Annotated in this window: 2 tRNA genes and 1 rRNA gene; all 3 read left to right on the top strand. The window is 51.9% G+C overall.

From position 1 onward, the window contains the following. Positions 1-99 precede the first annotated feature (99 nt). The 3 genes from REA38_RS00125 to REA38_RS00135 all read left to right on the top strand — a co-directional run bounded on the left by REA38_RS00125 (position 100) and on the right by REA38_RS00135 (position 1906). A 16S ribosomal RNA gene (locus REA38_RS00125) occupies positions 100-1641 on the top strand. A gap of 74 nt (positions 1642-1715) precedes the next feature. Continuing rightward, positions 1716-1792: transfer RNA gene (locus REA38_RS00130), tRNA-Ile, on the top strand. A gap of 38 nt (positions 1793-1830) precedes the next feature. Continuing rightward, a tRNA-Ala gene (locus tag REA38_RS00135) sits at positions 1831-1906 on the top strand. The last annotated feature ends 254 nt before the right edge of the window (positions 1907-2160 follow it).

The following is a 2160-nucleotide window of genomic DNA, read 5'->3' on the forward strand; positions in this document are numbered from 1 at the left end:
TGCAAAAAAATATCAAGTCTTGAAGAGTGACTAACTGAAGTAAAATTCATGCAGTAAATCTTTGAGCATCGCTTCTCGAGTGGAAGCACATCAAGCTTTTAATTGAAGAGTTTGATCATGGCTCAGATTGAACGCTGGCGGCAGGCTTAACACATGCAAGTCGAGCGGTAGCACAGGGGAGCTTGCTCCCCGGGTGACGAGCGGCGGACGGGTGAGTAATGTCTGGGAAACTGCCTGATGGAGGGGGATAACTACTGGAAACGGTAGCTAATACCGCATAACGTCGCAAGACCAAAGAGGGGGACCTTCGGGCCTCTTGCCATCAGATGTGCCCAGATGGGATTAGCTAGTAGGTGGGGTAATGGCTCACCTAGGCGACGATCCCTAGCTGGTCTGAGAGGATGACCAGCCACACTGGAACTGAGACACGGTCCAGACTCCTACGGGAGGCAGCAGTGGGGAATATTGCACAATGGGCGCAAGCCTGATGCAGCCATGCCGCGTGTGTGAAGAAGGCCTTCGGGTTGTAAAGCACTTTCAGCGAGGAGGAAGGTGGTGAACTTAATACGTTCATCAATTGACGTTACTCGCAGAAGAAGCACCGGCTAACTCCGTGCCAGCAGCCGCGGTAATACGGAGGGTGCAAGCGTTAATCGGAATTACTGGGCGTAAAGCGCACGCAGGCGGTTTGTTAAGTCAGATGTGAAATCCCCGGGCTCAACCTGGGAACTGCATTTGAAACTGGCAAGCTAGAGTCTCGTAGAGGGGGGTAGAATTCCAGGTGTAGCGGTGAAATGCGTAGAGATCTGGAGGAATACCGGTGGCGAAGGCGGCCCCCTGGACGAAGACTGACGCTCAGGTGCGAAAGCGTGGGGAGCAAACAGGATTAGATACCCTGGTAGTCCACGCTGTAAACGATGTCGATTTGGAGGTTGTGCCCTTGAGGCGTGGCTTCCGGAGCTAACGCGTTAAATCGACCGCCTGGGGAGTACGGCCGCAAGGTTAAAACTCAAATGAATTGACGGGGGCCCGCACAAGCGGTGGAGCATGTGGTTTAATTCGATGCAACGCGAAGAACCTTACCTACTCTTGACATCCAGAGAACTTAGCAGAGATGCTTTGGTGCCTTCGGGAACTCTGAGACAGGTGCTGCATGGCTGTCGTCAGCTCGTGTTGTGAAATGTTGGGTTAAGTCCCGCAACGAGCGCAACCCTTATCCTTTGTTGCCAGCGGTTCGGCCGGGAACTCAAAGGAGACTGCCAGTGATAAACTGGAGGAAGGTGGGGATGACGTCAAGTCATCATGGCCCTTACGAGTAGGGCTACACACGTGCTACAATGGCGTATACAAAGAGAAGCGACCTCGCGAGAGCAAGCGGACCTCATAAAGTACGTCGTAGTCCGGATTGGAGTCTGCAACTCGACTCCATGAAGTCGGAATCGCTAGTAATCGTAGATCAGAATGCTACGGTGAATACGTTCCCGGGCCTTGTACACACCGCCCGTCACACCATGGGAGTGGGTTGCAAAAGAAGTAGGTAGCTTAACCTTCGGGAGGGCGCTTACCACTTTGTGATTCATGACTGGGGTGAAGTCGTAACAAGGTAACCGTAGGGGAACCTGCGGTTGGATCACCTCCTTACCTAAAGATATTAGTTCGAGTGGCGTGCTCACACAGATTGTCTGATAGAAAGTAACGAGCAGAAATACCTTTATAGGCTTGTAGCTCAGGTGGTTAGAGCGCACCCCTGATAAGGGTGAGGTCGGTGGTTCAAGTCCACTCAGGCCTACCACTTCTCGGAAGTGGAAAAGGTACTGCGCGTGACTGTATGGGGCTATAGCTCAGCTGGGAGAGCGCCTGCCTTGCACGCAGGAGGTCAGCGGTTCGATCCCGCTTAGCTCCACCATATAGTCCGGTATTTCACTACTTCAGAGTATATTGGCAACAGTATGCTGCGAAGTATTTTGCTCTTTAACAATCTGGAACAAGCTGAAAATTGAAACATGACGGCTGAAATTCATTCCTCCGTAGAAGTACCGGAATGAAGAGTAACCTGTCATAGAGTCTCTCAAATGTTTGCAACTTGAACGGTGGAAACATCTTCGGGTTGTGAGGTTAAGTGACTAAGCGTACACGGTGGATGCCTAGGCAGTCAGAGGC

The sequence above is a fragment of the Serratia sp. MF1(2023) genome, from assembly GCF_030954545.1.
Lineage (GTDB): Bacteria > Pseudomonadota > Gammaproteobacteria > Enterobacterales > Enterobacteriaceae > Serratia > Serratia sarumanii.